27 protein-coding genes and 1 pseudogene are annotated in these 26,552 nt (G+C 63.5%); 9 read left to right on the forward strand and 19 right to left on the reverse strand.

Annotated elements, in window-relative coordinates; all coding sequences use genetic code 11:
- Positions 1 to 112: 112 nt before the first annotated feature.
- The gene (locus tag CHB99_RS10315; RefSeq protein ID WP_042123278.1) at positions 113 to 1,417 is read left to right on the forward strand and encodes a CitMHS family transporter; all 1,305 of its coding nucleotides are present in this window, start codon (positions 113 to 115) and stop codon (positions 1,415 to 1,417) included.
- Between the two features lie 101 nt (positions 1,418 to 1,518).
- Positions 1,519 to 2,715, forward strand: a complete 1,197-nt coding sequence (locus CHB99_RS10320) for an OprD family porin (protein ID WP_245655594.1) — start codon at positions 1,519 to 1,521, stop codon at positions 2,713 to 2,715.
- Between the two features lie 29 nt (positions 2,716 to 2,744).
- On the opposite strand, the pseudogene CHB99_RS10325 reads toward CHB99_RS10320, so the two are convergent.
- Positions 2,745 to 3,008, reverse strand: a pseudogene (locus CHB99_RS10325) (MerR family DNA-binding protein); the annotation flags it as partial.
- 313 nt (positions 3,009 to 3,321) lie between these two features.
- On the opposite strand from CHB99_RS10325, the gene CHB99_RS10330 reads away from it, so the two are divergent.
- The 5 genes from CHB99_RS10330 (at position 3,322) to recR (ending at position 8,372) form a co-directional block, all read left to right on the forward strand.
- The gene (locus CHB99_RS10330) at positions 3,322 to 4,086 is read left to right on the forward strand and encodes a 2OG-Fe dioxygenase family protein (RefSeq protein ID WP_042123283.1); all 765 of its coding nucleotides are present in this window, start codon (positions 3,322 to 3,324) and stop codon (positions 4,084 to 4,086) included.
- Entirely contained in the window at positions 4,083 to 5,012 is a 930-nt protein-coding gene (locus CHB99_RS10335; RefSeq protein WP_212555909.1) for a LysO family transporter, read from the forward strand. Before CHB99_RS10330 ends, CHB99_RS10335 begins: the two co-directional genes overlap by 4 nt.
- Before the next feature lie 96 nt (positions 5,013 to 5,108).
- Positions 5,109 to 7,142, forward strand: a complete 2,034-nt coding sequence (gene dnaX, locus CHB99_RS10340) for a DNA polymerase III subunit gamma/tau (RefSeq protein ID WP_042123285.1) — start codon at positions 5,109 to 5,111, stop codon at positions 7,140 to 7,142.
- Positions 7,143 to 7,206: 64 nt separating this feature from the next.
- A complete protein-coding gene (locus CHB99_RS10345; protein ID WP_009396198.1) occupies positions 7,207 to 7,533 on the forward strand; it encodes a YbaB/EbfC family nucleoid-associated protein in 327 nt (108 codons plus the stop codon).
- A gap of 236 nt (positions 7,534 to 7,769) precedes the next feature.
- Positions 7,770 to 8,372, forward strand: coding sequence for a recombination mediator RecR (recR, locus tag CHB99_RS10350; RefSeq protein WP_042123287.1), 603 nt, complete (start codon positions 7,770 to 7,772; stop codon positions 8,370 to 8,372).
- Between the two features lie 126 nt (positions 8,373 to 8,498).
- Here the strand turns inward: recR and CHB99_RS10355 are convergent, their stop codons facing one another.
- Both CHB99_RS10355 and fnrA read right to left on the reverse strand, forming a co-directional pair.
- Positions 8,499 to 9,047 (reverse strand): adenine phosphoribosyltransferase, encoded by a 549-nt coding sequence (locus tag CHB99_RS10355; protein WP_042123289.1) that lies wholly within the window; start codon positions 9,045 to 9,047, stop codon positions 8,499 to 8,501.
- 56 nt (positions 9,048 to 9,103) lie between these two features.
- Positions 9,104 to 9,838, reverse strand: coding sequence for a Crp/Fnr family transcriptional regulator FnrA (gene fnrA / locus CHB99_RS10360; RefSeq protein ID WP_042123290.1), 735 nt, complete (start codon positions 9,836 to 9,838; stop codon positions 9,104 to 9,106).
- Positions 9,839 to 10,115: 277 nt separating this feature from the next.
- On the opposite strand from fnrA, the gene CHB99_RS10365 reads away from it, so the two are divergent.
- On the forward strand, positions 10,116 to 10,454 hold the full coding sequence (locus CHB99_RS10365) for a hypothetical protein (protein ID WP_141137280.1): 339 nt from the start codon (positions 10,116 to 10,118) through the stop codon (positions 10,452 to 10,454).
- Here the strand turns inward: CHB99_RS10365 and hemN are convergent.
- From hemN to ccoN (CHB99_RS10435), 14 genes are all read right to left on the reverse strand, one after another.
- The gene (hemN, locus tag CHB99_RS10370) at positions 10,451 to 11,833 is read right to left on the reverse strand and encodes an oxygen-independent coproporphyrinogen III oxidase (RefSeq protein WP_042123292.1); all 1,383 of its coding nucleotides are present in this window, start codon (positions 11,831 to 11,833) and stop codon (positions 10,451 to 10,453) included. The two genes, CHB99_RS10365 and hemN, sit on opposite strands and share 4 nt — an antisense overlap.
- A gap of 82 nt (positions 11,834 to 11,915) precedes the next feature.
- On the reverse strand, positions 11,916 to 12,599 hold the full coding sequence (locus CHB99_RS10375; RefSeq protein WP_042123294.1) for a sulfite exporter TauE/SafE family protein: 684 nt from the start codon (positions 12,597 to 12,599) through the stop codon (positions 11,916 to 11,918).
- On the reverse strand, positions 12,592 to 12,807 hold the full coding sequence (gene ccoS / locus CHB99_RS10380; protein WP_042123296.1) for a cbb3-type cytochrome oxidase assembly protein CcoS: 216 nt from the start codon (positions 12,805 to 12,807) through the stop codon (positions 12,592 to 12,594). The genes CHB99_RS10375 and ccoS overlap by 8 nt, the downstream gene beginning before the upstream one ends.
- A 9-nt stretch (positions 12,808 to 12,816) precedes the next feature.
- On the reverse strand, positions 12,817 to 15,273 hold the full coding sequence (locus tag CHB99_RS10385; RefSeq protein WP_042123298.1) for a heavy metal translocating P-type ATPase: 2,457 nt from the start codon (positions 15,271 to 15,273) through the stop codon (positions 12,817 to 12,819).
- A gap of 148 nt (positions 15,274 to 15,421) precedes the next feature.
- Entirely contained in the window at positions 15,422 to 15,958 is a 537-nt protein-coding gene (locus CHB99_RS10390; protein WP_042123300.1) for a FixH family protein, read from the reverse strand.
- Between the two features lie 12 nt (positions 15,959 to 15,970).
- Positions 15,971 to 17,389, reverse strand: coding sequence for a cytochrome c oxidase accessory protein CcoG (gene ccoG, locus CHB99_RS10395; protein ID WP_042123302.1), 1,419 nt, complete (start codon positions 17,387 to 17,389; stop codon positions 15,971 to 15,973).
- A gap of 390 nt (positions 17,390 to 17,779) precedes the next feature.
- Positions 17,780 to 18,760: a cytochrome-c oxidase, cbb3-type subunit III gene (ccoP, locus tag CHB99_RS10400; protein WP_042123304.1), complete on the reverse strand. Its 981-nt coding sequence runs from the start codon at positions 18,758 to 18,760 to the stop codon at positions 17,780 to 17,782.
- Entirely contained in the window at positions 18,757 to 18,954 is a 198-nt protein-coding gene (locus CHB99_RS10405; RefSeq protein ID WP_028945389.1) for a CcoQ/FixQ family Cbb3-type cytochrome c oxidase assembly chaperone, read from the reverse strand. The genes ccoP (CHB99_RS10400) and CHB99_RS10405 overlap by 4 nt, the downstream gene beginning before the upstream one ends.
- A 5-nt stretch (positions 18,955 to 18,959) precedes the next feature.
- On the reverse strand, positions 18,960 to 19,568 hold the full coding sequence (gene ccoO, locus CHB99_RS10410) for a cytochrome-c oxidase, cbb3-type subunit II (RefSeq protein WP_042123307.1): 609 nt from the start codon (positions 19,566 to 19,568) through the stop codon (positions 18,960 to 18,962).
- The gene (ccoN, locus tag CHB99_RS10415) at positions 19,568 to 21,010 is read right to left on the reverse strand and encodes a cytochrome-c oxidase, cbb3-type subunit I (RefSeq protein WP_042123309.1); all 1,443 of its coding nucleotides are present in this window, start codon (positions 21,008 to 21,010) and stop codon (positions 19,568 to 19,570) included. Before ccoN (CHB99_RS10415) ends, ccoO (CHB99_RS10410) begins: the two co-directional genes overlap by 1 nt.
- A 493-nt stretch (positions 21,011 to 21,503) precedes the next feature.
- The gene (gene ccoP / locus CHB99_RS10420) at positions 21,504 to 22,439 is read right to left on the reverse strand and encodes a cytochrome-c oxidase, cbb3-type subunit III (protein ID WP_042123311.1); all 936 of its coding nucleotides are present in this window, start codon (positions 22,437 to 22,439) and stop codon (positions 21,504 to 21,506) included.
- Positions 22,436 to 22,633, reverse strand: a complete 198-nt coding sequence (locus tag CHB99_RS10425; RefSeq protein ID WP_042123314.1) for a cbb3-type cytochrome oxidase subunit 3 — start codon at positions 22,631 to 22,633, stop codon at positions 22,436 to 22,438. Before CHB99_RS10425 ends, ccoP (CHB99_RS10420) begins: the two co-directional genes overlap by 4 nt.
- Positions 22,634 to 22,638: 5 nt before the next feature.
- On the reverse strand, positions 22,639 to 23,247 hold the full coding sequence (gene ccoO / locus CHB99_RS10430) for a cytochrome-c oxidase, cbb3-type subunit II (RefSeq protein WP_042123315.1): 609 nt from the start codon (positions 23,245 to 23,247) through the stop codon (positions 22,639 to 22,641).
- A 10-nt stretch (positions 23,248 to 23,257) separates the two neighbouring features.
- Positions 23,258 to 24,682 carry a cytochrome-c oxidase, cbb3-type subunit I gene (gene ccoN, locus CHB99_RS10435; RefSeq protein WP_042123317.1) on the reverse strand — a complete coding sequence of 475 codons (1,425 nt, stop codon included), beginning with the start codon at positions 24,680 to 24,682 and terminating at the stop codon, positions 23,258 to 23,260.
- Positions 24,683 to 24,731: 49 nt separating this feature from the next.
- On the opposite strand from ccoN (CHB99_RS10435), the gene CHB99_RS10440 reads away from it, so the two are divergent.
- The gene (locus tag CHB99_RS10440) at positions 24,732 to 25,433 is read left to right on the forward strand and encodes an alpha/beta family hydrolase (protein ID WP_042123464.1); all 702 of its coding nucleotides are present in this window, start codon (positions 24,732 to 24,734) and stop codon (positions 25,431 to 25,433) included.
- Positions 25,434 to 25,577: 144 nt separating this feature from the next.
- On the opposite strand, the gene ppnP is transcribed toward CHB99_RS10440, so the two are convergent.
- Both ppnP and CHB99_RS10450 read right to left on the reverse strand, forming a co-directional pair.
- Positions 25,578 to 25,862 carry a pyrimidine/purine nucleoside phosphorylase gene (ppnP, locus tag CHB99_RS10445; protein WP_042123319.1) on the reverse strand — a complete coding sequence of 95 codons (285 nt, stop codon included), beginning with the start codon at positions 25,860 to 25,862 and terminating at the stop codon, positions 25,578 to 25,580.
- A gap of 74 nt (positions 25,863 to 25,936) precedes the next feature.
- A complete protein-coding gene (locus CHB99_RS10450; RefSeq protein ID WP_042123321.1) occupies positions 25,937 to 26,488 on the reverse strand; it encodes a 3'-5' exonuclease in 552 nt (183 codons plus the stop codon).
- Positions 26,489 to 26,552: the final 64 nt, after the last annotated feature.

Here is a 26,552-nt window from a genome sequence, read left to right on the forward strand (position 1 = left end):
GCAACACCCCCAGACACAACCACGAAGCGTTCGCCCGGTGCCTGGCGCCGGGCGAGGACCACGGCCGTCCGCGGGTTGGCGGCCATCGACAATAACAACAAGAGAACTTCCTATGCTGGCATTGCTGGGTTTGATCATGGTGGTGACCTTCACCTACCTGATCATGAGCAAACGTCTTTCCCCGATCGTCGCCCTGACCGTCGTGCCCATCGTCTTCGCCGTGATCGGCGGCTTCGCACCCGAACTCGGCAAGATGATGCTCGACGGCCTGAAGATGGTCGCGCCGTCGGCGGCGCTGTTGCTGTTCGCGATCCTGTTCTTCGGCCTGATGATCGACGCCGGGCTGTTCGATCCGCTGATCCGCAAGATCCTCAAGCGGGTCAACGGCGATCCGCAGAAGATCGCTATCGGCACCGCGCTGCTCTCGCTGCTGGTGGCCCTGGACGGTGATGGCACCACCACCTACATGATCACCTGCGCGGCGATGCTGCCGCTGTACAAGCGCATCGGCATGAACACCATGATCCTCGCGACCATCTCGATGCTGTCGCTGAGCATCATGAGCGGCATGAGCCCGTGGGGCGGACCGGCGACCCGCGCCATCGCCGCCCTCGGCCTGGACGCCACCGCGTACTTCATCCCCATGCTGCCGACCATGATCGGTGGCGCCGCGTGGGTGGTGTTCACCGCGTTCCTGCTGGGCCGGGCCGAGCGCAAGCGCATCGGCAACATCCGCCTCGAATCCGGCGGCGGCAACTGCTACATCAAGTCGATCCTGGAAGACACCCCGTACAAGCGCCCGCGCCTGGCCTATCTCAACCTGGTGCTGGTCATCGCGGTGATGGTCGCCCTGGTGATGGGCGTGATGCACGCGGCGATTCTCTTCATGATCGGCTTCGTCGCCGCGCTGATGATCAACTACCCGCAGCTCGACCTGCAGAAAGAGCGCATCCTCGCCCACTCGGGCAATGCCATGACCGTGGTACTGCTTGTCTTCGCGGCCGGCATTTTCGCGGGCATCTTCTCCGGCACCAAGATGGTCGATGCCCTGGCGCAGACCCTGGTCGACTGGATTCCGGACGCCTGGAGCCACTGGTTCCCGCTGGTGGTGGCGATCACCAGCATGCCGTTGACCTTCGTGCTGTCCAACGATGCCTACTACTTCGGCGTGGTGCCGATCCTGGCCAACGCGGCGGCGGCCTACGGCATCGACCCGCTGGAAATCGCCCGCGCCTCGGTGCTGGGCCAGCCGGTTCACCTGATGAGCCCGTTGGTGGCCTCGACCCTGCTGCTGGTGGGGATGGTCGACCGCGATATCGGCGATTTCCAGAAAGCCACAGTGAAGTGGGCGGTACTGACCTCGCTGGTGATTACCGCGCTGGCACTGCTGACCGGGGCGATATCGCTCTTCGTCTGATCGCTTCACGAAACAACCCCTACAACAATAAAGAGTGTTCCGACATGACGAATCCTTTCGCTCGTGCGTTGGCCTGTGGCGCCTGCTTTTGTTATCTGCCGATGGTGACGGCCGCCGGCTTCATCGACGACAGCAAGTTGAAGCTGCAGCTGCGCAACGTCTACTTCAATGAGAACTTCCGCGACGAACAGGGTCTCAGCGCCCGCGCCGCCGCCACGGCGAAAAGCGAGCGGGTGGAGTGGGCGCAGGGGTTCCTGCTCGACTACCAGTCCGGCTTTACCCAGGGCACCGTGGGCTTCGGTGTGGATGCCCTGGGCCTGCTGGGGGTCAAGCTGGATTCCGGGCGCGGACGCAGCGGCACCGGCCTGCTGCCGGTGCATGACGACGGCAGGGCGGCCGACGAATTCGCCAGCGCCGGCGCGACGGCCAAAATGCGGATCGGCGATACCCTGCTCAGGCATGGCACGTTGCTGCCGAAGAACCCGTTGCTGGTCTACAACGATGCCCGGCTGCTGCCGCAGACTTACCAGGGGTCGGAACTGGTGAGCAAGGACATCGCCGGCCTGACCCTGACGGCGGGTCATCTGGATCGCTTCAAGCTGCGTGATTCGTCTGACAGTGTCGGCTTGTTCGTCGATGGCTACAGCGGCCCGGCGTCGGGGGACTTCAACTACGCCGGTGCGGATTACGCCGTCGGCAAGCCGTTGCGCCTCAGCTACTTCCACGGCGAGCTGCAGAATTTCTATCGCCAGGACTTCGCCGGCATCCAGCATGACCTGCCGCTGGCCGGCGGGGTACTGACCAGCGACCTGCGCTATTTCAAGAGCCGTGATGTCGGCGCGGCCCATGGCGGGTCGATCGACAACGACATGCTCAGCGGCCAGCTTGTCTACAACCATTCCGGACATGCCCTGGGGGCCGGCTACCAGGTACTGAGCGGCGACGCGGGCTTGCCCTACATCAGCGGTGCCACGGTCTACAGCTTCAGCAACGTCGGCATTGGCAAGTTCGTCGAGGAAGACGAAAAGACCTGGATGGCGAGCTATGCCTACAACTTCGCCTCGGCCGGAATACCCGGGCTGACGTTCATGAGCCGTTACCTGAGTGGCGACAACGGGCGCTCGGGCAGTGCGGGTCTGAAGGAATGGGAGCGGGATGTCGAGCTGGCCTATGTGGTCCAGTCAGGCACGTTCAAGGGGCTGGGGATCAAGGCACGCAACTATGTCTACCGCTCGGACTTCGCGCGGGGGCGGGACAGCAATCGGCTGTACCTGACCTACGACATCGCGATCTGGTGACCAGGACAGCGCCAGGGTGGTCGCGCTGGTCAGCCGCCCTGACGCTTCACCAGCGATACCTTCATCAAGCGCCGAAACGTCGGGCAGGCGAGGTGATCCTGCTCCGGGCACTCCGCGGCATGCCGCAGCCCCTTGCTCATCGCCTGCAAGCGCTTCACCTGCGCATCGATCTCGTCGGCCCTGGCGACCAGCATCTGCCTGTCCACTTGCAGGTCCACCAGCATCGCGCCGATTTCCTCCAGGGAAAACCCCGCCGCCTGGCCCAGCGCGATCAGCGTCAGGCGGTCCTGGACGCCGACGCCCTGGCGGAATCGGCTGCGCAGTCTGATGACCCATGCGGTGTTCGGTTTCGGTCTTTATTGCTCAGCGAAGTGTGTTGCAGCGTCACTTGCAATGAGGTGACTGCATCCGGGGTGGCGGCGGTGAGTGTTCGGATGTCGCTGACAAATCCTGGAGAAGCGGCCTGCATCAGTCGAGCTATTGCCAGCGTTACCTTTTGCGCCATCTGTCAAGCCATAAACCTTTCCCCGGCAGATTTGCCGAGTTTGGTGAGCAGCCTGCAGATCGGTTTCAAGAGCGGAACTCAACTGGAACGCAGGAGGGGAAATGATCATTCAAGATCTCATGGATCAAGGCTTTGCGCGGTTCAAGGAGGACATCGAGTGTGATTCGATCGAGCGTGAAATAATCGAGGCCGAGTTCAATTGCCTGGAGCACGATGAGTACGCCCCTGACGCTGTGAAACGATTTCGTCGTTACGCTAATGGCGTGATTCTTCCGTGGCGAAATGAAGCTTTTGTCGAGTGGCTTCCCGCGGGCAAAAATGAGTCTGGTTATCCCATATCCGGATACGATCAAGGGGGCCACAATCCCGAGCACACCGCTGCAAGGCACTTCAGGTCGCTGAGCGAGAGGGTAAAGTCCACACGGTTCCTTCAAACATTGATAACGGCCGACTTTTCAAAAACATTCTGGTCGGACAAGGATGTGCGTTTGCCAATCTATGTGGGCGTGCACTTTGTGCGGTTGGTTTCGACAGCGGTTTCCGACCTGGGCATTAGTTCACCTAACTGCTTTCACCAAGATGGTGAGCCGTTTACCTTTGCGCATCTCGTGCGCAGGGCAGGGAACACAGCGGGCGGCGTCAACTATATCTGTGCACCTTGGGCGAGAGAAAAATTGCCGGATATGATTTCCGAGCGAGATCTTATCTCCAGGTTCGAGTTGGCCGGATTCATGGACAGTTTCGCGGTGCACGATCCCCGGGTTTCTCACTACGTGACGCCAATTCATAAAGCCGAAGAAACAGGGGCGGACGGGGAACGTTGCATTCTGCTCATTGATTTTTCAACCATGAGGCAAAACCTGTGATTTCGACGCTGGGCTCAATTGCTTCGATCATTTTGGCTTTGCTTCTTGGCTATTTGGTGGGGGCGCACTGGAAAAGCGTTGCGGTGATCTCAACGAGGTCAATTACGCCGTTGGTGTGGTTCCTGTTGTTTCTGATCGGGGTTGAGTCTATCGGGGTCGTTGCTTCTGCACCTTCTGCATTGATGGTTTTGACCGTGGCACTTGCTTTTGCACTTTCTACGACGATGGCATCGTGTGGATTCGTTGCACTCCTGAACGTATTGGCCGGGTCCGAGGGATGCCGGCGAAACAAGAGATTGAATTTATCCCGGGTCCTCAGTTTTTGGGCGCCTGTCAGGGAGTGCTTGATCGCATTGTCAATGGTTGTAATGGGCGCCGTATATTTTGTGACGGCGCAGCGTTTTCCAGCGTTGTCCGTTGGCCTGCCTTCAAGTTCATCGTTGCTGATCCTCCTTATTGTGCTGGTAGGGAGCGACCTGTCTCAGGTGAAGCTGGAGTTGAGATGGTTTTCACGCACAGCCCTCATGGTTGTGAGTGGGGTCGTGCTGGGGTCTTTTGTCGGTTCGCTCTTTGTGGCGTGGCTTTCAGGCGAGCAAGCGATCGTGGCTTTGGCGCTGGGGAGTGGTTTTGGCTGGTTCACGCTGTCGAGTGTCTTGATACGGGACGCCTTGGGACAGACTTATGGGGCGATGGCGTTGATGATTGATCTGTTTCGTGAGCTGCTTGCAATCATTGTTCTGTATCTGTTCGGGAGGCGACAGCCACATCCCGGTATCGGGAGTGCTGGTGCGACGGCGCTGGATTCGACATTGCCAATTATCAAACAAACCTGCGATCCAGATGTTATCCCCTTGGCGTTGGTGAGTGGATTCATGCTCACTGTTCTTGCACCTGTCTTGATCACGTTTTTCCTGGCGTTTAATTGAGTGATGCAGGCAGAACGCGCTCGGCAGGATGCAATTTTGCCCCCGCTCCGCTAGGATTAGCGGTCTCTCAGCCCGTTCAGGTTACGATGGTTTTTCATGAGTTATCAGGTTCTTGCACGTAAATGGCGTCCGCGCTCGTTCCGCGAAATGGTCGGCCAGACCCATGTGCTCAAGGCCCTGATCAACGCGCTGGACAATCAACGCCTGCACCACGCCTATCTGTTCACCGGCACCCGCGGGGTGGGCAAGACCACCATCGCGCGGATCATCGCCAAGTGCGTCAACTGCGAGACCGGCATCACCTCGACCCCTTGCGGCACCTGTTCGGTGTGCCGGGAGATCGACGAGGGCCGTTTCGTCGACCTGATCGAGATCGACGCCGCGAGCCGGACCAAGGTCGAGGACACCCGCGAACTGCTCGACAACGTGCAGTACGCGCCGAGCCGCGGGCGCTTCAAGGTCTACCTGATCGACGAAGTGCACATGCTCTCCAGCCACTCCTTCAACGCCTTGCTGAAGACGCTCGAGGAGCCGCCGCCCTACGTCAAGTTCATCCTCGCCACCACCGATCCGCAGAAACTGCCGGCGACCATCCTCTCCCGTTGCCTGCAGTTCTCCCTGAAGAACATGACCCCCGAGCGCGTGGTCGAGCACCTGAGCCATGTGCTGGGTGTGGAGAACGTGCCGTTCGAGGACGATGCCCTGTGGCTGCTCGGCCGCGCCGCCGACGGCTCGATGCGCGATGCCATGAGCCTCACCGACCAGGCCATCGCCTTCGGTGAGGGCAAGGTCCTCGCCGCAGATGTCCGGGCGATGCTCGGCACCCTCGATCACGGCCAGGTCTATGGCGTGCTCCAGGCCCTGCTGGAGGGCGATGCCCGGGCACTGCTGGAAGCCGTGCGTCATCTCGCCGAGCAGGGGCCGGACTGGAACGGCGTGCTCTCGGAAATGCTCAATGTGCTGCACCGCGTCGCCATCGCCCAGGCCCTGCCGGAAGCGGTGGACAACGGCCAAGGCGATCGCGAGCGGGTGCTGGCCCTGGCCCAGGCCCTGCCGGCCGAGGATGTGCAGTTCTACTACCAGATGGGCCTGATCGGCCGTCGCGACCTGCCGCTGGCGCCGGATCCCCGTGGCGGCTTCGAGATGGTCCTGCTGCGGATGCTGGCGTTCCGTCCGGCGGATACCGGCGATGCCCCTGGCACGACACTAAAGCCAGTGGGAATCAGCCAGGCCACGACTGATTCCCCGGCGCCGGTGGCCCCGGTCGCGGTCGCCGCGCCAGCTCCCGAACCTGTCCCAACTCCGGCCCCAGCCCCGGTCGTCGAGGCGGCGCCTGAACCGGAGCCACAGCCCGAACCGGAACCCGAGCCCGAGCCTGTCGTCGAAGCGATAGCCGAGCCGGTCGAGGAAGTGATCGATCTGCCGTGGGAAGACCCTGTCCCCGCACCGCTCGCCGAACCCGAGCCCGCCCCGGCTCCGGCTCCAGCCCCACCTGCCGCACCGGCGGCCGCTCGCGACGACGAGCCGCCACTCGACGACCATACCTACAGCCCGGCCGGCATGGACCGTGACGACGAGCCGCCACCGGACGACGACTACTACCCGAGCGATCTCGATCCCGCCGGTTTCAGTTACCTGGACGAACTGGCCACCGAGCACGCCGCGGAGCTCTCCGCCGAGCCCAAGCCGGAGCCGGAACCCGAGCCCGCCGCGCAGCCGGCCAGCGGCCTGGCCCTGCAGTGGCTGGAGATGTACCCGCATTTGCCGATCTCGGGCATGACCGGCAGCATCGCCGCCAACTGCACGCTGATCGCCGCCGATGGCGACAACTGGCTGCTGCACCTGGACCCGAACCACAGCGCGCTGTTTAACGCGACCCAGCAGCGACGTCTGAACGAGGCGCTGAACCAGCACCTCGGCCGTACCCTGACGCTGAACATCGAGCTGATCCGTCCCGAGCAGGAAACCCCGGCTCAGGCCGCGGCGCGCAAGCGCGCCAACCGTCAGCGCGAGGCGGAAGCGTCGATCGAGAACGACCCGTTCATCCAGCAGATGATCCAGAAGTTCGGCGCCACCGTGCGCCACGATACTATTGAACCTGTCGACGTCCTGGTGACCCAGGGCGAATAACCGGATACCCAGCGCCGCGCGAACGACGCGGCGTACCAGACAACTTGATACCGAGGTGACTCCCATGATGAAAGGTGGCATGGCCGGCCTGATGAAGCAGGCGCAGCAGATGCAGGAAAAGATGGCCAAGATGCAGGAAGAACTGGCCAACGCCGAAGTGACCGGTCAATCCGGCGCCGGTCTGGTCAGCGTGGTCATGACCGGTCGTCATGACGTCAAGCGCATCAGCCTGGATGACAGCCTGATGCAGGAAGACAAGGAAGTGCTGGAAGACCTGATCGCCGCCGCCGTCAACGACGCGGTGCGCAAGGTCGAGCAGAACAGCCAGGACAAGATGAGCGGCATGACCGCAGGCATGCAACTGCCACCAGGCTTCAAGATGCCTTTCTAAAGCTTTGGACGATAAGTGCCTGCGCGACGATCCGGCTGCGTTGAAGACAGGCTCGGAATGCTCATTGACAACCAGTCAACTCCGCTTCCGAGCCTGTCTTTGCCTTGCCTGATCGCCGCGCAGACACTTCTCCTCCAAACCTTGCCAGTTTGTTTTACCCCGGTGGGAGCACGGCCGCGAGGCTGTCGCTCCCACCGTCGTTTCTCCCCATTCGTTGATTTGCCAGGCCCATTACCATGAGTTTCAGCCCCCTGATCCGCCAGTTGATCGACGCCCTGCGCACCCTGCCGGGCGTGGGTCAGAAAACCGCCCAGCGCATGGCCTTGCAGTTGCTCGAACGCGATCGCAGCGGTGGCACGCGCCTGGCCGAAGCGTTGACCCGGGCCATGGACGGGGTCGGGCATTGCCGTCAGTGCCGCACCCTGACCGAACAGGAACTGTGCCCGCAGTGCGCCGATCCGCGGCGTGACGACACGCTGCTGTGCGTGGTGGAAGGGCCGATGGATGTGTACGCGGTGGAGCAGACCGGCTATCGCGGGCGCTATTTCGTGCTCAAGGGGCACCTGTCGCCGCTGGATGGCCTGGGGCCGGAGGCGATCGGGATTCCGCAGTTGATGGCGCGGATCGAGGAGCAGGGGACTTTCGCCGAGGTGATCCTGGCGACCAACCCGACGGTGGAAGGCGAGGCGACGGCGCATTACATCGCGCAGTTGCTGGTGGACAAGGGCCTGGTGGCGTCGCGGATCGCCCATGGCGTGCCGCTGGGTGGGGAGCTGGAGCTGGTGGATGGCGGGACGCTGGCTCACTCGTTTGCGGGGCGGAAGCCGATTTCGTTGTGAGCCATGGGCCCGCGTTGCGGGCCTTCGCGGGCAAGCCACGCTCCTACGAGGGGGCGGTGTCCGGATTTGTGTTGACGGTTGTAGGAGCGTGGCTTGCCCGCGAAAGGACCGCAACGCGGTCCCCACTCAATATTCGCTCAAGGAAAACTCGGTCAGGCAGAACGTCGGCACCCCGGCCTCGACCAGCTTCCGCGAGCCACCCAGCTCCGGCAGGTCGATGATCGCCGCCGCCTCGAACACCGCCGCGCCCATGCGCCGGACCAGGCTGGCCGCTGCCAGCAAGGTGCCGCCGGTGGCGATCAGGTCATCGAAAATCAGCACCTGGTCACCTTCGCACAGGCTGTCCGCGTGCACTTCCAGGAACGCCTCGCCATATTCGGTCTGATACGCCTGGCTGATCACATCCGCCGGCAACTTGCCCTGCTTGCGGAACAGGATCAGCGGCTTGTTCAGTTCATGGGCGATGATCGAGCCGATCAGGAAGCCACGGGCATCCATCGCGCCGATATGACTGAACTCGGCCTCGACATAGCGTTCGATGAACTGGTCGGTGACATGGCGCAGGCCCCGTGGCGACTGGAACAGCGGGGTGATGTCACGGAAGATCACGCCGGGCTTGGGAAAGTCCGGAACCGGGCGGATCAGGGATTTGAGGTCAAAGCTTTCGCTTGGCATGGAGCGGGTATCCTGATGGGCAAAACGCCCGTCAGTATACCCGTTTAACGCGCGGTTCAGACTTCCAGCGCACCACCTGCGAGGGCACACAGCTGGATCGGGTCGACGATCCGGACTTCCTTGCCTTCCGCTTCGATCAGGCCGTTCTGCTGGAAGCGGGTGAACACGCGGGACACGGTTTCCACCGCCAGCCCCAGGTAGTTGCCGATCTCGTTGCGCGACATGCTCAGGCGGAACTGGTTGGCCGAATAGCCACGGGCACGGAAGCGCGCGGACAGGTTGACCAGGAAGGTGGCGATACGCTCGTCGGCGGTCTTCTTCGACAGCAGCAGCATCATCTGCTGGTCGTCGCGGATTTCCCGGCTCATTACCCGCATCAGCTGGCGACGCAACTGGGGCAGTTGCACCGACAGCTCGTCCAGACGCTCGAAGGGAATCTCGCAGACCGAGGTGGTCTCCTGGGCCTGGGCCGACACCGGGTAGGTCTCGGTATCCATGCCGGACAGGCCGACCAGTTCGCTGGGCAGGTGGAAGCCGGTGATCTGCTCTTCGCCACCGTCGCTCAGGCTGAAGGTTTTCAGGGCGCCGGAGCGCACCGCGTAGACAGAGCCGAAATTGTCACCCTGCCGAAACAGAAACTCGCCTTTTTTCAGCGGACGACCGCGTTTGACGATTTCATCCAGTGCATCCATGTCTTCCAGGTTGAGCGACAGGGGCAGGCACAGGGGCGCCAGGCTGCAATCCTTGCAATGGGCCTGGTTGTGAGGGCGCAGTTTAACTGGCTCAGACATTTCATCGATCCTTGTGGGAAAGCACACATAGAACGCAAGGGTAACCCAGCCGGGCTACTGTAGGCCAGCTTGCTCTGTTCTGGTGCGGCTTTCGCTCAAGTTCGCGGCTTTGACGCCGATAAAACGCCATGAATCATCTCTCCAGGCAGACCCGCCCATGTTGACCGTCGACAGTAAAACGACTCGCCAGGCGACCCTTGTCAATTCGTCCGATGCCCGTTCCAACCCCGCGGCAGAGACGTCGGGCCAGGCTGCGGCGTCCGCCGAAGGGATTCGGGTGAACCTCTCCCTCAAGGGCCTGGAAGTCGCCCGTACGCAGCAGGGCGATGCCGATATCGACGAAAGCGGGCTGCCGGAGTCCGTTCGTCAGTTGCTCAAGATGATTCGCAAACTGCAAAAGGAACTGGCCGAGGCCAACCGCCAGCTCCAGGCGTTGATGCGGGATCGTTCCCTCGATCCGGTTGAAATGCAGAAGAAGACCGCGGCCCTGCAGGCCCGGGTCAGTGCGTTGTCGGCCTCGCTCAACACCGTCAACTTCGGTCTGGTCCGGGCGATGAGCCAGGCCGAACTGAGCCCCGACGATGTGGGCAAGGCGATGAAGTTCCTCGTCAGTTAGATCACTCGCGAGAAACGCTGGCGGTTGTTCAGGTCCAGGTAGGCGTCGAACACCATGCACACCGAACGCACCAGCAGGCGACCGGCCGGCAGCACGCTGATGCCGTCGCCGCGCAGTTCGATCAGGCCGTCCCTGGCCATGCCTTCCAGCGCCGGCCAGAGGTCCTTGAAGTAGCCGCGAAAGTCGAGGGTGAACAGGCTTTCGATGCGCTCGAAACTCAGCTCGAAGTGGCAGATCAGGTCCTGGATCACGGCGCGTCGGATGCGGTCGTCCTGGTTGCAGATCAGGCCGCGGCTGGTGGCCAGTTGCGAGCCATCCAGGGCGTTCTGGTATTCGTTCAGGTCGCTGCCGTTCTGGCAGTACAGATCGCCGATCTGGCTGATGGCGGATACGCCCAGGCCGATCAGGTCGCAGTGGCCATGGGTGGTGTAGCCCTGGAAGTTGCGCTGCAGGGTGCCTTCTTCCTGGGCGATGGCCAGTTCGTCGTCGGGCAGGGCGAAATGATCCATGCCGATGTAGCGGTAGCCGGCGCGGGTCAGCTGTTCGATGGTGTTGTGCAGCATCTCCAGCTTGGCCGCCGGGGCCGGCAGGTCGCTGGCGTCGATGCGCCGTTGCGGCATGAAGCGTTCCGGCAGGTGCGCGTAGTTGAACACCGAGAGGCGATCCGGCTGCAGCTTGATCACTTCGTCGACGGTGCGGGCGAAGGCTTCCGGGGTCTGCTTGGGCAGGCCGTAGATCAGGTCGAGGTTGATCGAGCGAAATTGCAGGGTGCGCGCCGCCTCGATGATGGCGCGGGTCTGTTCCAGACTCTGCAGGCGGTTGATCGCCCGCTGCACGGCCGGGTCGAGGTCCTGCACGCCGAGGCTGACGCGGTTGAAACCGAGTTCGCGGAGCAGGCCCATGGTCGACCAGTCGGCTTCGCGCGGGTCGATCTCGATGCCGTAGTCGCCGGAGTCATCGTCCAGCAGGTTGAAGTGCTGGCGCAGGTGGGCCATCAGCTCGCGCAGTTCGACATGGCTGAGAAAGGTCGGGGTGCCGCCGCCGAAGTGCAGTTGTTCCACGGTCTGGCCGGGGTCGAGGTGGCAGGCGATCAACTGGATTTCCTGTTCCAGGCGCTGCAGGTAGGGCTGGGCGCGGGCGCGATCCTTGGTGATGACCTTGTTGCAGGCGCAGTAGTAGCAGATGTTCGCGCAGAACGGCACGTGCACGTAGAGGGACAACGGACGCGCCGCGCGGCGGCTGTCACGCAGGGCGTGGAGGAGGTCGAAGGAGCCGATCTCGCTGTGCAGTTGCACCGCGGTCGGATAGGAGGTGTAGCGCGGGCCGGCCAGATCGTAGCGACGGATCAGGTCAGCGTCCCAGTGGAGGGCGTCGTGCATGGTGGCGGTCCCAGGAATTGCGGCAGTGTCCGGAGTCTAGGGAGCCGTACGTACATCGGTGTTGATTTGCATCAAGCGTGCTTCAGTGACCCATCAGCCAGTGCTGGTGCGGGCCGGGCAGGGTCCACAGGCCGAAGAGCATCACCAGCAGGCCGCCGGCGATACGCACGCCGCGCTGGCGCAGCAGGGCGGTGACGCGCTCGGCGGCCATGCCCGTGGCGAGCAGGACCGGCCAGGTGCCGATGCCGAAGGCCAGCATCAGCAGCGCGCTGTGCAGCGCGTTGCCCTGGCTGGAGGCCCAGAGCAGGGTGCTGTAGACCAGGCCGCAGGGCAGCCAGCCCCACAGCGCGCCGAGCAGCAGCGCCCGCGGCAGGCTGGAGACCGGCAGCAGGCGTGTGGCGAACGGCTGGATGTGTTTCCACAGGCCGCGGCCGAGGCTTTCCACGCGGGTCAGGCCGCTCCACCAGCCGGCCAGGTAGAGGCCCATGCAGATCAGCAGAAGCGCGGCGATCACCCGCAGCGCCGTGGCCAGCGGGCTGCCGGCCATGGCCCAGCCGGCGAGGCCGAGGAGCAGTCCGGCGCTGGCGTAGCTGAGCACGCGGCCGAGGTTGTAGGCCAGCAGCAGGCGCAGGCGGCGGGCGCGCTGCTGCGGCGGGATGGCCAGGGTCAGGGCGCCCATAAGGCCGCCGCACATGCCCAGGCAATGGCCGCCACCGAGCAGGCCGAGGATCAGTGCGGAACTCAGCAGGGGCAGCACTTCAAGCACGGGCAGGGGGCTCGGGTTTGTCGTCTTCGCCGGCTTCCTCGCCTTTCACCGCGGCCTGGTGCTTCGGGTCCTGGTCGTCGAACAGGATGCTGTGGGCCGGGCCGTCGAGGTCTTCGTACTGGCCGCTGTCCACGGCCCAGAAGAAGATGTACACGGCGATGCCGACCAGGACCAGGGCGGCGGGAATCATCACATAGAGCGCGGGCATGGCATCTCCTCAGACCGTCGCGAGTTGCCGGGGACCACCGGTCGCGGGGTGCGCCGGCGGCGCGCCGCGCAGCCGGGTCAGGCGCAGGGCATTGAGCACCACGATCAGCGAACTGACCGACATGCCGATCGCCGCCCACACCGGGGTGATCCAGCCGAGGGCGGCGAATGGCAGCATGAGGCCATTGTACAGCGCGGCCCAGCACAGGTTCTCGATGATGATCCGGCGGGTCCGCCGGGCCAGCCCGAAGGCCTGCACCAGGCTGTCCAGGCGGTTGGACAGCAGCACGGCGTCGGCGCTGGTCTTGGCCAGGTCGGTGGCCGAACCCATGGCGATGCTGATGTCGGCGGCGGCCAGCACCGGTACGTCATTGACCCCGTCACCGAGCATCAGCACCTTGCGTCCTTCGGCCTGCAGGGCTTTCAGGCGTTGCAGCTTGTCGTCCGGACGCAGGCCGCCGATGGCCTGGTCGATCTGCAGTTCGGCGGCGACGCTGGCGACCATCGGCGAGCTGTCGCCGGACAGCAGCAGGGTCTGCCAGCCGCGTGCGCGGCAGGCTTCGAGCAGGTCGGCGGCATCCGCGCGCAGGCGGTCGTCGAGGACGAACCAGGCCAGCGGGCCCTGGGTATCGCCGAGCAGCAGCCACTGGCCGGGTTCGTCCGGCATGGCCGGCAGCGCCGCGCCGCTCAACTGGCAGACGAAGGCCGGCTGGCCGATGCGCAACTGGCGGTTCTCCACCTGGCCTTCCAGGCCCAGGCCCGGACTGCTCTGCACGGCTTCGGCCACCGCCACGGTGCGGCCGAAGGCGCGGGCGATGGGGTGTTCCGAACGGTTTTCCAGGGCGGCGGCGAGGCGCAGGCAGTGGTCGGCGTCGAGGCCGGCCAGCGGACGGATGGCGCGCAGGGTCAGGCGGCCTTCGGTGAGGGTGCCGGTCTTGTCGAAGATCACCGTGTCGATCTGGTTCAGGCCTTCCAGCACATGGCCGCGGGTCAGCAGCAGGCCGAGGCTGTGCAGGGTGCCGGTGGCGGCGGTGAGGGCGGTCGGGGTGGCCAGGGACAGGGCGCAGGGGCAGGTCGCCACGAGCATGGCCAGGACGATCCAGAAGGCTCGTGCGGCGTCGATCTGCCACCACAGCAGACCGATGCCCAGGGCGGCGACCAGGCTGAACAGGAGGAACCATTGCGAGGCGCGGTCGGCGATTTCCGCCAGGCGCGGTTTTTCCGACTGGGCCCGCTCCAGCAGGCGCACGATGGCCGACAGCCGGGTGTCATGGCCGAGGGCCTGGACTTCCACGGTCAGTACGCTTTCCACGTTGAGGGTGCCGGCGGTGACGGTGTCGCCGGCCTGGCGTGGATGGGGCAGGTATTCGCCGGTGAGCAGCGACTCGTCGATGCTCGACTGGCCATCGACGATGCGCCCGTCCGCCGGCAGCACCGCACCGGGCTGGACCAGCACGCGATCACCGATCTGCAGCTCGCGCAGCAGGATGCGTTCACTGTTGCCGGCGGCATCGAGGCGCAGGCACGAGGCCGGCAGCAGGTTGACCAGTTGCGCGGTGGCCGCCGCGGTGCGTTCGCGGGCGCGGCGTTCGAGGTAGCGACCGGCGAGGAGGAACAGGGCGAACATGCCCACCGCGTCGAAGTACAGCTCGCCGCTGCCGGTGATCGCGGTCCAGATCCCGGCGACATAGGCCAGGCCGATGGCCAGGGACACCGAGACGTCCATGGTCAGGTGGCGGGTGCGCAGGTCGCGGGCGGCGCCTTTGAAGAACGGCGCGCAGCTGTAGAACACGATCGGCGTGGTCAGGAACATCGCCACCCAGCGCAGGATGGTGTGCATCTCGGCGCTGAGGTCGATGTTGAATTCCGGCCAGGTGGCCATGGTCGCCATCATCGCCTGGAACCACAGCAGTCCGGCGACGCCGAGCTGGCGCAGGGCGGTGCGGTTTTCGCTGGCCAGTTGCTCGGCGGCGCGGTCGGGCTGGTAGGGGTGGGCGGCGTAGCCGATCTGGCGCAGTTCGGCGAGCAACTGCGACAGCGGCAATTGGCTGTCGGACCAGTTCACCAGCAGGCGGTGGTTGGACAGGTTCAGGCGTGCTTCGGCGACACCGGGCAGGGCGCGCAGGTGTTTTTCGATCAGCCAGCCGCAGGCGGCGCAGCTGATGCCTTCGATCAGCAGGGTGGTCTCCGCGAGCTCGCCTTCGTGGCGGACGAAGGGCTGCTGGACGTCGGCGCGGTCGTACAGGGCCAGTTCGTCCTGCAACTGTCGGGGCAGGGCGTCGGGGTTGGCGCTGGCTTCGCTGCGATGCTGGTAGTAGCTCTCCAGCTTGCCGGCGACGATGGCTTCGGCCACGGCCTGGCAACCAGGGCAGCAGAATTGCCGCGGCGCGCCGAGGACGACGGCGCTGAAGCGGCTGTCGGCGGGGATGGGGAGGGCGCAGTGATAGCAAGGCGTGGGGGTGGTCATGACTGTCTTATCGCAGGTTTGTTTTGGGACCGCTTTGCGGTCCTTTCGCAGGCAAGCCAGCTCCTACGGGGGCGGTGTGCAACCTGTAGGAGCTGGCTTGTCGGTGTGCCGAACCACTGCGAAGGGCCGCAAAGCGGCCCCATGGGCTTCACTTGTCCAGATGCTCGGCACCCTTGAGCTCTTCATCCCCAAGCAGCAAGGTCGCGTCATGCTTGACCTCTTCCTCCTCGAACAAGCGCCAGGTCTGCCCATCCTGAGTCCCCAGCAGCTCGACGAAACGCCGGCCTTCGACACGATCCGGCAACTGCCCGACATAGCGGCCCTCGCCACTGAGGGTCAGGGCAATCTTGCGGTCCTTCTCCGGCTGGGTCGGCGAGATCAGGTTCAGTTCCAGGGTCTGCGGCTGGCTGTCGCCGCTCAGGCGCAGTTCCACTTCGCCGGTGACCTCGTCCAGGTGCACGCTGGCCTTGAGCTTGAGGGTCTGGCCCAGCAGTTCGCGGTCCAGTGAGCGGTTGATGCCCTTGCCGGCCTCGTAGTAGTTGTCGTTGACCAGGTTGTCCGGGTTGTTCACCGCGATGCTCACCATGGTCAGGCTCAGGGTCACCGAGGTGGCCAGGATGCCGATGATGATCCACGGCCAGAGGTTCTTGTACCAGACGCTGTGAGCAGGGTTTGCTGCAGGCATGGGAATGCTCTCTTAACGGATTTGCGGGCCGATGAAGCGGCTCTTGGCTTCGACTTCGGAGCCGCTGTCGTCGGCGTCGCGAAGCACGAAGATGACTTCGTTGGTGGTGGATGGCAACTGTTCCGGGGACACCGACAGTTGTACCGGCAGGCTGACGATGTCGCCGGCGGCCACGCGGATTTCCTTCGCGCCGTCCAGGCGCAGGTTCGGCAGGCCCTTGGCCTCCAGAACGTAGACGTGGTCGTGCTGGTCCTTGTTCATGACCTTCAGGCTGTAGACGTTCTCGATCCAGCCCTGGGCGTTCTCGCGGTACAGCACGCGGTCCTTGCTGACGTCGAAGCCCACCAGCGAGCGCATGAAGAAGGCGCTGGCCAGCAGGCCGATCATCACCAGCAGGACGATGAAGTAGCCGATCAGGCGCGGGCGCAGCATGTGGGTCTTCTGCCCGGACAGGTTGTGCTCGGTGGTGTAGCTGATCAGGCCGCGCGGGTAGTTCATCTTGTCCATGATGCTGTCGCAGGCGTCGATGCAGGCGGCGCAGCCGATGCACTCGATCTGCAGGCCGTCGCGGATGTCGATGCCGGTCGGGCAGACCTGGACGCACATGGTGCAGTCGATGCAGTCGCCGAGGCCCTTGGCCTTGTAGTCCACGTCTTTTTTACGCGGGCCACGGCTCTCGCCGCGACGCGGGTCGTAGGACACGATCAGGGTGTCCTTGTCGAACATCACGCTCTGGAAGCGCGCATAGGGGCACATGTAGATGCACACCTGTTCGCGCAGCCAGCCGGCGTTGCCGTAGGTGGCGAGGGTGAAGAAACCGACCCAGAAATAGGCCCAGCCGTCGGCCTGGCCGGTGAAGAAATCGACCATCAGGTCGCGGATCGGCGAGAAGTAGCCGACGAAGGTCAGGCCGGTGACGAAGCCGATCAGCAGCCACAGGCTGTGCTTGGCCAGCTTGCGCGCGAACTTGTTGGCGTTCATCGGCGCCTTGTCCAGCTTCATGCGCTGGTTGCGGTCGCCCTCGGTGACTTTCTCGCACCACATGAAGATCCAGGTCCACACGCTCTGCGGGCAGGTGTAGCCGCACCAGACGCGGCCGGCGAACACGGTGATGAAGAACAGGCCGAAGGCGGCGACGATCAGGATGCCGGAGAGCAGGATGAAGTCCTGCGGCCAGATGGTCGCGCCGAAGATGTAGAACTTGCGCTCCGGCAGGTTCCACCAGACGGCCTGGTGACCGCCCCAGTTGAGCCAGACGGTCCCGAAGTAGAGAAGAAAGAGGAACGCTCCGCCGGCCATGCGCAGGTTGCGGAACAGCCCGGTGAAGGCCCGGGTGTAGATCTTTTCCCGGGCGGCATAGAGGTCGACGCCCGTGTCTTTCTTGTTCTTGGCAGGCGGGGTGATGTCTTGTACAGGAATCTGCTTGCTCATCGTTACAGTCCCACGGCAGTGGAAAAACGCCGCGGCCAGTGCATGCCGACCGCAGTCAGAGGTGTTGCTGCTCTGGTCCGCATCATACGCCTGTGCAGGGGCTCCCGGACGCGGGTGCGACACTGGGTCGCGTTGGTTGGAAGCCAACAATGGTGTAATGGCGCTGTCAATTGATCCAGGTCATGCCCCCGCAATTTATCGCCTTCCTTCTGTAGGAGCGTGGCTTGCCCGCGAAGGACCGCAAAGCGGTCCCCGATCAACGCAGACACCATGGCACAGTGTATTGGGACCGCTTTGCGGTCCTTCGCGGGCAAGCCACGCTCCTACGGGGGTAGAAGAAAAAAGGCCCCACCAGTCTGCACTGACGGGGCCTTTTCCTACCGCCGGGCCTTACTGCGCCTCGGCCGTTTTCTCTTCCTTGTGCGACAGGCTGTAGACGTAGGCCGCCAACAGGTGGACTTTGTCGTTGCCCTGGATTTCCTGCTGCGCCGGCATCTGGCCCTGGCGGCCGTAGCGGATGGTCTGCTGCAGTTGGGCGAAGCTGGAACCGTAGATGAACGCCTGCGGGTGGGTCAGGTTGGGCGCGCCCATCGCCGGGGTGCCTTTACCTTCCGGACCGTGGCAGGCCACGCAGTTGGCGGCGAAGATCTTCTGCCCGTTGGCCGGGTCGGCCTTGGTACCTTCCGGCAGGTTGCGGCCGTCGAGGTTGGTCAGGATGAACGCGGCGACATCCGCCACGCCCTGCTCGCCGATCACTTCGGCCCACGCCGGCATCACGCCGTGACGACCGGCCATGATGGTCTGCTTGATGGTTTCCGGTTCGCCGCCCCAGCGCCAGTCGTTGTCGGTGAGGTTGGGGAAACCGTAGGAACCCTTGGCGTCGGAGCCGTGGCAGACCGAGCAGTTGGAGGCGAACAGGCGACCGCCCATCTTCAGTGCTTGCGGGTCTTTCGCCACTTCTTCGATCGGCATGGCCGCGAACTTGGCGAAGATCGGTCCGAACTTGGCGTCGGCCCGAGCCATTTCCTTTTCCCATTCATGGACGCCGGTCCAGCCGGCCTGGCCGTTGGCGAAGTCGACCTTCTTCTCGGTGTCCAGGTACTGGTAGCCAGGCAGGATGCCTTTCCAGTTGCCCAGGCCCGGGTAGAGGGCCAGGTAGCCCAGGGCGAAGATGATGGTGCCGACGAACAGCATGAACCACCACTTGGGCAGCGGGTTGTCGTATTCCTCGATGCCGTCGAAGGAATGGCCGACGGTTTCCTCGGTGGTTTCGCTGCGCTGGCCCTTGCGGGTGGACAGCAGCAGCCAGGTCAGGGCGAAGATGGTGCCCAGACTCAGAACGGTGACGTACAGACTCCAGAAGGTAGTCATTCGTTGTTACTCCTAGACGCTTTCGCTTGCGCTTGCTCGACGTGCTTGCTGGCCTCGGGATCATCCGCGAAGGGCAGCATGGTCGCTTCGTCGAACTCGGACTTGCGCCGAGAACTGAACACCCACAACGCCAGGCCGACGAAGGCCACCATCACCACGACGGTGCCCAGGCCTCGAATCATCCCGATATCCATCGCAGTCACCGTTTGCTTTTGATGATGGTGCCGAGGCCCTGGAGGTACGCGACCAGCGCGTCCATTTCCGTCTTGCCCTTGACCGCGTCGCGAGCACCGGCGATATCCGCGTCGGTGTACGGCACGCCCAGGGTGCGCAGGACCTCCATCTTCTTGGCGGTGTCCTTGCCATCGAGCTTGTTTTCCACCAGCCACGGGTAGGACGGCATCTTCGACTCGGGAACCACGTTGCGCGGGTTGTACAGGTGCGCGCGGTGCCAGTCGTCGGAGTAACGACCGCCGACACGGGCCAGGTCCGGACCGGTACGCTTGGAACCCCAGAGGAACGGGTGGTCCCAGACGCTTTCACCGGCCACCGAGTAGTGGCCGTAGCGCTCGGTCTCGGCGCGGAACGGTCGGATCATCTGCGAGTGGCAGCCGACGCAGCCTTCGCGGATGTAGACGTCGCGGCCTTCCAGTTCCAGCGCGGTGCGCGGCTTCATGCCTTCGACCGGCTTGTTGGTGACGTCCTGGAAGAACAGCGGAACGATCTGGGTCAGGCCGCCGATGCTCACGGCGATGACCATGAAGAAGGCCAGCAGGCCGATATTCTTCTCGACTACTTCGTGCTTCATCAGTGCGCTCCCACGACGACGATCTGTTCGGCGGCCTTGGCTTCGGCCGAGTTCGCTGCGCGTACGGTGCGCAGGACGTTCCAGGCCATCAGCAGCATGCCCGAGGCGAAGAACGCACCGCCCAGGGCGCGGACGATGTAGCCAGGGTGGCTGGCCTGCAGGGCTTCGACGAAGGAGTAGGTGAGGGTGCCGTCATCGTTGATCGCACGCCACATCAGGCCCTGGGTGATGCCGTTGACCCACATCGAGGCGATGTAGAGCACGGTGCCGATGGTGGCGAGCCAGAAGTGCGCGTTGATCAGGCCGACGCTGTGCATCTGCGCGCGGCCGTAGAGTTTCGGAATCATGTGGTACACGGCGCCGATGGAGATCATCGCGACCCAGCCGAGGGCACCGGCGTGCACGTGGCCGATGGTCCAGTCGGTGTAGTGGGACAGCGAGTTGACGGTCTTGATCGCCATCATCGGACCTTCGAAGGTCGACATGCCGTAGAACGCCAGGGAGACCACGAGGAAACGCAGGATCGGGTCGGTGCGCAGCTTATGCCAGGCGCCGGAGAGGGTCATCATGCCGTTGATCATGCCGCCCCAGCTCGGAGCCAGGAGGATGATCGACATCACCATGCCCAGGGACTGCGCCCAGTCCGGCAGGGCGGTGTAGTGCAGGTGGTGCGGACCGGCCCAGATGTACAGGGTGATCAGCGCCCAGAAGTGCACGATGGACAGGCGGTACGAGTAGATCGGACGCTCGGCCTGCTTCGGTACGAAGTAGTACATCATGCCGAGGAAGCCGGTGGTCAGGAAGAAGCCTACGGCGTTGTGGCCGTACCACCACTGGATCATTGCGTCGGTGGCGCCGGAGTAGGCCGAGTACGATTTGAACAGGCTCACCGGCAGCGACATGTGGTTGACGATGTGCAGCATCGCGGTGACCAGGATGAAGGCACCGTAGAACCAGTTGCCGACATAGATGTGCTTGGTCTTGCGCTTGACGATGGTGCCGAAGAACACCACGGCGTAGGTCACCCAGACGATGGCCAGCAAAATGGCGATCGGCCATTCCAGCTCGGCGTATTCCTTGGTGGTGGTGTAACCCATGGGCAGGGTGATCAGCGCGCCGACGATGACCGCTTGCCAACCCCAGAAGGTGAAGGCCGCGAGGCTGTCGGAGATCAGTCGGGTCTGGCAGGTTCGCTGCACGACGTAGTAGGAGGTGGCGAACAGTGCACAACCGCCGAAGGCGAAGATCACCAGGTTGGTGTGCAGGGGGCGCAGGCGTCCAAAGCTCGTCCACGGCAGGTCAAGGTTCAGGTGTGGCCAGACCAGTTGCGAGGCGATGAAGACACCGAGGCCCATGCCAAGGATCCCCCAGACCACCGTCATGATGGCGAACTGGCGGACGACCTTATAGTTATAAGCAGTCGGACTGATTGCTGTGCTCATTTCCAAGGTTCCACGGTTTTTAGGTGTTTTTGTAGGTAGAGAAATCGGCGCAAGTATCTACAGGCAGTGTGGGTATTGCAACGCAAGGGGGTCTGCCCCACACCATGCCAGAGCCTTTGTTCCGGCTCTTCCGATCAGTCTGCCGCGAAAATTGTACACAATAATCAATTCTTTATGTGCACCATTTTTATTGTGGATTGCACGCCAAAGAAGGCTCGCGAAGCCGCTGGGACGTAGCCTTTTCACCCCGTGAAAAACAGGGTGATGCAAGCAGACATCGGCTTTGCGCCAGGGCGACGAGGGTAATGAACCAGACACAGGTGCATGCGCGACATCGCTTCCTGCCACATGAGGAAACAAGCTTAGTCTCGTTCGAAGGGGGTGCAAGGCAGGGGGCACAAGGGGTGCGACACTCTGTCGCAAGGGGAGAAGGGAACCGCCGCGCCCGGGTCGGGCGCGGCGGTTTCAGTCAATGCTCAGATGGACTGATGTATCACTGTGCAGAAGTCTTGTCGCCTTGCTGCGAAAGGCTGTAGACGTAAGCGGCGAGCAGGTGGACCTTGTCGTTGCCTTGAATGTCCTGCTGGGCAGGCATCTGGCCCTGACGACCGTAGCGGATGGTCTGCTGCAACTGGGCAAAGCTGGAACCGTAGATGAACGCCTGCGGGTGAGTCAGGTTCGGCGCGCCCATGGCCGGGGTGCCTTTGCCTTCGGCGCCATGGCAGGCCACGCAGTTGGCGGCGAAGATCTTCTCGCCGTTGGCTGCATCGGCCTTGGTGCCTTCCGGCAGGCTGCGACCATCGAGGTTGCTCAGGACGAAGGCGGCCACGTCGGCCACGCCCTGTTCACCGATGACTTCCGACCAGGCCGGCATCACCCCGTGACGACCGAGCATGATGGTGGTCTTGATGGTTTCCGCCTCGCCGCCCCAGCGCCAGTCGCTGTCGGTGAGGTTGGGGAAGCCGTAGGAACCCTTGGCGTCGGAGCCGTGGCACACGGCGCAGTTGGAGGCGAACAGGCGACCGCCCATCTTCAGCGCCTGCGGATCCTTGGCCACTTCCTCCACCGGCATGGCGGCGAACTTGGCGAAGATCGGTCCGTACTTGGCGTCGGCGCGTTCCATTTCCTTCTGCCATTCGTTGGTACCGGTCCAGCCATTTTCATAGCCGGGCAGGATGCCTTTCCAGTTGCCCAGGCCCGGATAGAGCACCAGGTAGCCGACGGCGAACACCAGGGTGCCGACGAACAGCCAGAACCACCAGCGCGGCAGCGGGTTGTCGTATTCCTCGATGCCATCGAAGGCGTGACCCATGGTCTGGTCGGTGCTGCCGGGTGTCTCGCCCTTGCGGGTGGACAGCAGCAACCAGGTCAGGCCGATCAGGCTACCGATGGTCAGTACGCTGATGTACGTACTCCAGAAGGTGGTCATTGCCGGTTACTCCTCAAGGCTTTTTCTTTTTCGGCGCTTGGCAGGCGCTCGTCGGCGAAGGGCAGCAGGGCCGCTTCGGCGAATTCACGGTCACGGCGACGGTTGAAGACCCAGAGCGACAGGCCGATGAAGGCGATCGCCACCACCAGGGTGCCGAGACCGCGCAACTGGCCGATATCCAGGGTGAAGTCCATGGCGCTTACCTCTTGTTCTTGATCGCGGTGCCGAGCACCTGCAGGTAGGCGACGAGCGCGTCCATTTCGGTCTTGCCTTTCACCGAGGCGACGGCACCGCTGATGTCGTCATCGGTGTAAGGCACGCCGAGGCTGCGCATGGCTTTGATCTTGGCTTCGGTGTGGCTGGTATCGACCTGTTGCGCGACGAGCCACGGGTAGGACGGCATCTTCGACTCCGGCACGACGTTGCGCGGGTTGTACAGGTGCGCACGGTGCCAGTCGTCGGAGTAGCGGCCGCCGACGCGGGCCAGGTCCGGACCGGTACGCTTGGAACCCCAGAGGAACGGGTGGTCCCAGACGCTCTCGCCGGCCACCGAGTAGTGACCATAGCGCTCGGTCTCGGCGCGGAACGGACGGATCATCTGCGAGTGGCAGCCGACGCAGCCTTCGCGGATGTAGATGTCGCGGCCTTCCAGTTGCAGCGCGGTGTAGGGCTTCATGCCTTCGACCGGCTTGTTGGTGACGTCCTGGAAGAACAGCGGGACGATCTGGGTCAGGCCGCCGATGCTCACGGCGAAGACCATCAGCAGCACCAGCAGGAAGACGTTTTTCTCGATCACTTCGTGTTTCATGTCCTACTCCTCAGGCCAGCTGCGCGGTTGCGTCTGCGGTTGCCGGAGCCGGGGCACGCACGGTGCGCCAGGTGTTCCAGGCCATCAGCAGCATGCCGGTCAGGAAGATCGCGCCGCCGACGAAGCGCACGATGAAGCCTGGGTGACTGGCCACCAGGGTTTCCACGAACGAGTAGGTCAGCGTGCCGTCGGCGTTGACCGCGCGCCACATCAGGCCCTGGGCGATACCGTTGACCCACATCGAGGCGATGTAGAGCACGGTGCCGATGGTGGCGAGCCAGAAGTGCGCGTTGATCAGGCCGATGCTGTGCATCTGGGTACGGCCGAAGACTTTCGGAATCATGTGGTACAGGGCGCCGATGGAGATCATCGCGACCCAGCCGAGGGCACCGGCGTGTACGTGGCCGATGGTCCAGTCGGTGTAGTGGGACAGGGCGTTGACGGTCTTGATCGCCATCATCGGACCTTCGAAGGTCGACATGCCGTAGAACGCCAGGGAGACCACCAGGAAGCGCAGGATCGGGTCGCTGCGCAGCTTATGCCAGGCGCCCGAGAGGGTCATCATGCCGTTGATCATGCCGCCCCAGCTTGGCGCCAGCAGCACCAGGGACATGATCATGCCCAGCGACTGCGCCCAGTCCGGCAGCGCGGTGTAGTGCAGGTGGTGCGGACCGGCCCAGATGTACAGGGTGATCAGCGCCCAGAAGTGCACGATGGACAGGCGATACGAGTACACCGGACGTTCGGCCTGCTTGGGCACGAAGTAGTACATCATCCCGAGGAAGCCCGCGGTGAGGAAGAAGCCCACGGCGTTGTGGCCGTACCACCACTGCACCATGGCGTCGGTGGCGCCGCTGTACAGCGAGTAGGACTTGGTCAGGCTGACCGGCAGTTCCAGGTTGTTGACGATGTGCAGCATGGCCACGGTGAGGATGAACCCGCCGAAGAACCAGTTACCCACGTAGATGTGCTTGGTGTTGCGCTTGAGCAGCGTCCCGAAGAACACCACGGCATAGGCCACCCAGACGATGGTGATCAGGATATCGATCGGCCATTCCAGCTCGGCGTATTCCTTGGAACTGGTGTAACCCAGCGGCAGGGTGATGGCGGCCAGCAGGATCACCAGTTGCCAGCCCCAGAACGTGAACGCCGCGAGGGCGGGCGCGAACAGAGTGGTCTGGCAGGTGCGCTGCACCGAGTAGTACGAGCTGGCGAACAGCGCGCAACCACCGAAGGCGAAGATCACCGCGTTGGTATGCAGCGGGCGCAGGCGCCCGAAGCTGGTCCAGGGAAGGTCGAAGTTGAGGGCTGGCCAGACGAGTTGCGCGGCGATGAAAACGCCGAGCCCCATCCCGACGATTCCCCAGATCACCGTCATAATGGCGAATTGGCGGACCACCCTGTAGTTGTAGGGGGTACTGCTGGTTGTGTTCATGTATGGGTTCCCATCCACGGTTATAGGCAGGCTAAACAGCGAGGCAAGCATGATTAATGGGCAGGTCGCCGGTATTGACGGGGATCAATTGGCGGCAAGGGCGAACGTGCGTGGGTGGTTGTGGAATGCCCCGCAAAATCAGGCAGATGGCGGCTTCAGGGGGTGCCTGATCCTGGCCCATGGCGCGGGGGCGCCGATGGACAGCGGGTTCATGCAGGACATGGCGCAAAGGCTTGCCGGGCAAGGGCTTGGCGTACTGCGCTTCGAGTTTCCGTACATGGCCGACCGGCGGGTCACTGGTGGCAAAAGGCCGCCGAATCCGCAGGCCGTGCTGCTGGAGTGCTGGCGCGAGGTGTGGCGCGAGGTGCGACCATTGGTCGCTGGGCCGCTGGCCATTGGTGGCAAGTCGATGGGCGGGAGGATGGCCAGTCTGCTGGCCGACGAGCTGGGGGCGGATGCGCTGGTGTGTCTGGGTTATCCGTTCTATGCGGCGGGCAAGCCGGAGAAGCCGCGGGTGGCACATCTGGCGGAATTGAAGACGCCGACCTTGATCATCCAGGGCGAGCGGGACGGGCTTGGGAATCGGGAGACGGTGGAGGGGTATGAGCTGTCGCCGGCGATCGAGCTGTGCTGGCTGGTGGCGGGGGACCATGACCTCAAGCCGTTGAAGGCTTCAGGGTTTACGCATGAACAACATCTGCAGACGGCGGCACAGCAGGTGGCGACCTTCCTGGGCCCGCGAAGGGCCTGATTCCGCGTTGTACTTTGGGACCGCTATGCGGTCCTTCGCGGGCAAGCCACGCTCCTACGGGATGGTGCGTTGCCCTTGTAGGAGCTGGCTTGTCGTGTGACGAACCACTGCGAAAGGACCGCAAAGCGGTCCCGAAATCTGCGATCAGTCGCGGTACTCGCAAAGGTAAGCGGTATCCACCGCCACCTTCAGCTGGAACTTGGCATTGGCCGGTACATTGAACTGGCTGCCGGCGGAGAAGGTTTCCCAGTTGTCGCTTTCCGGCAGCTTGACGGTCAGGGCGCCGGCGACCACATGCATGATCTCGCGCTGGGAGGTGCCGAACTCGTATTCGCCCGGGGCCATCACGCCGACGGTAGCCGGACCTTCAGCGGTGCCGAAAGCGATCGATTTGACCGTGCCATCGAAGTACTCGTTGACTTTGAACATGGGCGACTCCTGAAAAGAAAGGGACCAAAAAGGCCGGCCAGTATGCCCAAGCCCGTTGGCCCCGTCATCCGCTTTCAGGAGCCCTGCAGCGGCAGTGTCAGCGGTAGCAGACGCGCGGTGTTGCGCGCGTCTTCCAGGGCCCGGTGCTGCTGGCCGTTGAACTGCAACCCCGCCAGTTGCAAGGCCCCGTTCAGGCCCAGCGGCCGCTGCAGATGGCGGGCCTTGGCGAAGCGCTGCTTGAGGTTGAGATGGGGTACCTGTGCCAGCAGGCTGTCGAGGCCATTGGCCTGCCATTCCTGGAGCAGTTGCTTGCGGTCGTAGTCGCCCCAGCTGGTCCAGCCTTCCAGGCGCGGCTGGTAGTGTCCGAGCCAGCGTTCGAACTGGGCCCAGACTTCGCCGAACGGCGCCGCCGCGTCGACGTTGGCCTGGCTGATGTGGGTCAGTTCGCGGCAGAAGGGGGTGAGTTGCGGACGCCGGCGCGGCTTGACGAAACGCTGGAAATGATCGACTTCGCGCCCCTCGCGATTGACCAGGCTGGCGCCGATTTCGATGATTTCCATATCCGTGATCGGCCAGCCACCGTCGTCGGTGGTGGCTTCCAGGTCGATGACCAACCAATGGCCCATAACTGATTCCCTGACAAGATGTCGCTCAAGCGTAGCCAAACACAATCGATGGCGATATCCCATG

The organism is Pseudomonas japonica (genome assembly GCF_900188455.1).
GTDB lineage: Bacteria > Pseudomonadota > Gammaproteobacteria > Pseudomonadales > Pseudomonadaceae > Aquipseudomonas > Aquipseudomonas japonica.

What these genes read in the sequence shown, in the direction of transcription:
- CHB99_RS10315 (WP_042123278.1), top strand. Translation starts at nt 113, where the DNA reads ATGCTGGCATTGCTGGGTTTGATCATGGTGGTGACCTTCACCTACCTG.
- CHB99_RS10320 (WP_245655594.1), top strand. Translation starts at nt 1,519, where the DNA reads ATGGTGACGGCCGCCGGCTTCATCGACGACAGCAAGTTGAAGCTGCAG.
- CHB99_RS10330 (WP_042123283.1), top strand. Translation starts at nt 3,322, where the DNA reads ATGATCATTCAAGATCTCATGGATCAAGGCTTTGCGCGGTTCAAGGAG.
- dnaX (WP_042123285.1), top strand. Translation starts at nt 5,109, where the DNA reads ATGAGTTATCAGGTTCTTGCACGTAAATGGCGTCCGCGCTCGTTCCGC.
- CHB99_RS10345 (WP_009396198.1), top strand. Translation starts at nt 7,207, where the DNA reads ATGATGAAAGGTGGCATGGCCGGCCTGATGAAGCAGGCGCAGCAGATG.
- recR (WP_042123287.1), top strand. Translation starts at nt 7,770, where the DNA reads ATGAGTTTCAGCCCCCTGATCCGCCAGTTGATCGACGCCCTGCGCACC.
- CHB99_RS10355 (WP_042123289.1), bottom strand. Translation starts at nt 9,047, where the DNA reads ATGCCAAGCGAAAGCTTTGACCTCAAATCCCTGATCCGCCCGGTTCCG.
- fnrA (WP_042123290.1), bottom strand. Translation starts at nt 9,838, where the DNA reads ATGTCTGAGCCAGTTAAACTGCGCCCTCACAACCAGGCCCATTGCAAG.
- hemN (WP_042123292.1), bottom strand. Translation starts at nt 11,833, where the DNA reads ATGCACGACGCCCTCCACTGGGACGCTGACCTGATCCGTCGCTACGAT.
- ccoS (WP_042123296.1), bottom strand. Translation starts at nt 12,807, where the DNA reads ATGCCCGCGCTCTATGTGATGATTCCCGCCGCCCTGGTCCTGGTCGGC.
- CHB99_RS10385 (WP_042123298.1), bottom strand. Translation starts at nt 15,273, where the DNA reads ATGACCACCCCCACGCCTTGCTATCACTGCGCCCTCCCCATCCCCGCC.
- CHB99_RS10390 (WP_042123300.1), bottom strand. Translation starts at nt 15,958, where the DNA reads ATGCCTGCAGCAAACCCTGCTCACAGCGTCTGGTACAAGAACCTCTGG.
- ccoG (WP_042123302.1), bottom strand. Translation starts at nt 17,389, where the DNA reads ATGAGCAAGCAGATTCCTGTACAAGACATCACCCCGCCTGCCAAGAAC.
- ccoP (WP_042123304.1), bottom strand. Translation starts at nt 18,760, where the DNA reads ATGACTACCTTCTGGAGTCTGTACGTCACCGTTCTGAGTCTGGGCACC.
- CHB99_RS10405 (WP_028945389.1), bottom strand. Translation starts at nt 18,954, where the DNA reads ATGGATATCGGGATGATTCGAGGCCTGGGCACCGTCGTGGTGATGGTG.
- ccoO (WP_042123307.1), bottom strand. Translation starts at nt 19,568, where the DNA reads ATGAAGCACGAAGTAGTCGAGAAGAATATCGGCCTGCTGGCCTTCTTC.
- ccoN (WP_042123309.1), bottom strand. Translation starts at nt 21,010, where the DNA reads ATGAGCACAGCAATCAGTCCGACTGCTTATAACTATAAGGTCGTCCGC.
- ccoP (WP_042123311.1), bottom strand. Translation starts at nt 22,439, where the DNA reads ATGACCACCTTCTGGAGTACGTACATCAGCGTACTGACCATCGGTAGC.
- CHB99_RS10425 (WP_042123314.1), bottom strand. Translation starts at nt 22,633, where the DNA reads ATGGACTTCACCCTGGATATCGGCCAGTTGCGCGGTCTCGGCACCCTG.
- ccoO (WP_042123315.1), bottom strand. Translation starts at nt 23,247, where the DNA reads ATGAAACACGAAGTGATCGAGAAAAACGTCTTCCTGCTGGTGCTGCTG.
- ccoN (WP_042123317.1), bottom strand. Translation starts at nt 24,682, where the DNA reads ATGAACACAACCAGCAGTACCCCCTACAACTACAGGGTGGTCCGCCAA.
- CHB99_RS10440 (WP_042123464.1), top strand. Translation starts at nt 24,732, where the DNA reads ATGATTAATGGGCAGGTCGCCGGTATTGACGGGGATCAATTGGCGGCA.
- ppnP (WP_042123319.1), bottom strand. Translation starts at nt 25,862, where the DNA reads ATGTTCAAAGTCAACGAGTACTTCGATGGCACGGTCAAATCGATCGCT.
- CHB99_RS10450 (WP_042123321.1), bottom strand. Translation starts at nt 26,488, where the DNA reads ATGGGCCATTGGTTGGTCATCGACCTGGAAGCCACCACCGACGACGGT.